2 protein-coding genes are annotated in these 2,617 nt (G+C 68.6%); one reads left to right on the plus strand and one right to left on the minus strand.

Annotated elements, in window-relative coordinates; translation table 11 throughout:
• Window positions 1–34: 34 nt before the first annotated feature.
• Entirely contained in the window at window positions 35–1,834 is a 1,800-nt protein-coding gene (locus tag ACLBYD_RS20825) for an acyl-CoA dehydrogenase (protein WP_447817925.1), read from the minus strand.
• Window positions 1,835–1,972: 138 nt separating this feature from the next.
• Here ACLBYD_RS20825 and ACLBYD_RS20830 point away from each other — a divergent pair, with 138 nt between their 5' ends.
• The gene (locus ACLBYD_RS20830) at window positions 1,973–2,605 is read left to right on the plus strand and encodes a TetR/AcrR family transcriptional regulator (protein ID WP_037217077.1); all 633 of its coding nucleotides are present in this window, start codon (window positions 1,973–1,975) and stop codon (window positions 2,603–2,605) included.
• Window positions 2,606–2,617 lie beyond the last annotated feature (12 nt).

The raw sequence follows: 2,617 nt of genomic DNA on the forward strand, positions 1-2,617 counted from the left end.
CGGCGGGTCGGTGACGGTCACCTGGAAGGTGTCGCTACAGAACCGACGGTGACACGTCGAGGGTCGTGCGGTCGAGGCTTGCGAGCAGATCGAACTGCGGTCCGGTCCTGGGCAGTTCGAAACGGAAGAAGTAGCGTGCGGCGGCGCGCTTCCCGTCGAAGAAGTCGCCCTCGCGGTCGCCCACCGCGAGAAGCTGCTCGAGCCACATCCACGCCACCACCACGTGCCCGACGGCTTCGAGGTAGACCGACGAGTTGGCCAGGGCCACAGCGGGATCACCGGTGGACCACAGCGTCGCGGTCGTCTCCGCGACGCGCGCCACGGCCGCGCCCAGTTGCTCCGCGTAGGCGGCGGCGTCGCCCCCGGTCTGCGTCGCCCGGGCGAGGGTCTCTCCCACCGCTTCGCCGAGCAGCGCGAGAGCGGCACCGCCCTGCATGATCACCTTGCGGCCGAGCAGGTCGAGACCCTGGATGCCGTGTGTGCCTTCGTGAATGGGGTTGAGTCGGTTGTCGCGGTAGAACTGTTCGACGTCGAACTCGCGGGTGTAGCCGTAGCCGCCTAGCACCTGGATCGCGAGACTGTTGGCCTCGAGGCACCACTGCGACGGCCAGGACTTCGCGATGGGCGTGAGCAGGTCCAGCAGCAGACCGGCGCGGGTGCGCTCGTCGTCGCTCTCGGCGGTGCGCTGCACGTCGACGAGCTTCGAGCAGTACAACCCCAGCGCGAGAGCGCCTTCGACATAGGACTTCTGCGCCAACAGCATTCGGCGCACATCGGCGTGTTCGACGAGCGGCACCTGCGGCGAGGCCGGATCCTTGGCGCCGAGCGGCCGGCCCTGCGCGCGGGTACGGGCGTAGTCGAGCGACTGCAGGTACCCGGCGTAGCCGAGGGAGGTGGCGAGGAAGCCGACGCCGATCCGGGCCTCGTTCATCATGTGGAACATGTACGACAGGCCCTTGTGCGGCTCACCGAGCAGGTAGCCGACCGCGCCGGCCTCGCCGCCGGGAGTGTGGACGCCCTCGCCGAAGTTGAGCAGGGTGTTGGTGGTGCCGCGGTTGCCCATCTTGTGGTTGAGGCCGACGAGGGCGACGTCGTTGCGTTCGCCGAGCGTGCCGTCGGCCTCGACGAGGAACTTCGGGACGATGAACAGCGAGATGCCCTTCACCCCGTCCGGCCCGCCGGGGATCTTGGCGAGGACGAGGTGGACGATGTTCTCGGTGAGTTCGTGGTCGCCGCCGGAGATCCACATCTTGGTGCCGGTCAGCCGGTAGGTGCCGTCGGCGGCGGGCACGGCCCTGGTGGTGATGTCGGCGAGCGACGAACCGGCCTGCGGTTCGGAGAGGCACATGGTGCCGAAGAAGCGGCCCTCGAGCATCGGCGGCACGAACGTCTCGATCTGCTCGTCGCTGCCGTGGGTGACCAGCAGGCTCGCGTTGGCGGCGGTGAGGAAGGGATAGGCCGAGGTGCCGGCGTTCGCGGCCTGGAACCACGCCATCGATGCGCGCTGCACGGTGACCGGCAGTTGCATGCCGCCGTGCTCCTCGTCGAACCCGCCGGCGAGGAGTCCCGCCTTGCAGAACAGGTCGAGCGCGTCCTTGACCTCGGGGATGATCTCGACGCGACCGTCCTCGCCGATGCGGGGTTCCTGGGCGTCGCCCTTCTTGTTGTGGGTCGCGAAGTGCTTCGTGGCGATGTCGGCGCTCAGGTCGAGCACGGCGTCGAAGGTCTCCCGGGAGTGCTCGGCGAACCGGCTCCGAGCGGTGAGGGACTCGATGTCGAGCCAGTCGTACAGGAGGAAGTCCAGGTCGCGGCGGGACAGTACGGGAGAAGGCATCGAGGATCCTTTCGGGCGACTCGGATATCGGCCGCAGCAGGAACGAACTCAGCAGAACGAACTAAGCGCTCACTCAGTAGACCAACGACGGTGCATGATGTCAACGACGCCTTCTCCGCGACCCGCAGGACGGACCCCGTGACCGACACACCCGAGCAGACCCCCGACGCCTCTCTTGTCGCAGCGCTCCCGAGCGGTGGATCCGAGGTCGCGCGCCGGCTGGTCGCCTCCGCGGTGGAGTCCTTCGCACGCCGCGGCTACCACGCGACCACCACCCGCGACATCTCCGTCGGCGCAGGATTGAGCCCCGCAGCGCTCTACGTGCACTTCCCGTCCAAGGAGGCCGTGCTCTTCGAGGCCGGCCGCAACGGGCACCTCCACGTCCTCGAGGAGGTCGAGAGCGCCGCCACGAGTTCCACCGACCCGATCGAGCGGATCCGCGCCATCGTCGACCGTTTCGTGCGGATCCACGCCGTGCACCACACCACCTGCCGGGTCGCGCAGTACGAACTGCATGCGCTCTCGGAGGAGCACTACCGCGAGATCGCGGAGATCCGCAGACGCACCGACGCGGTGGTCCGTGAGGTCATCTCCTCGGGGGTCGACATCGGCGCGTTCCGGGTCGGCGACGTGCCCACCGCAGCACTGGCGATCCTGTCGCTGGGGATCGACGTCGCCCGCTGGTACCGGCCCGGCCGCGTGGACGTCGACGATCTGGCCCGCAACTACGTCGGCCTCGCATTGTCGATGCTCGGGGCGCCCCGGAACTGAACGACGACGAGG

The sequence above is a fragment of the Rhodococcus sp. C26F genome, from assembly GCF_053345925.1.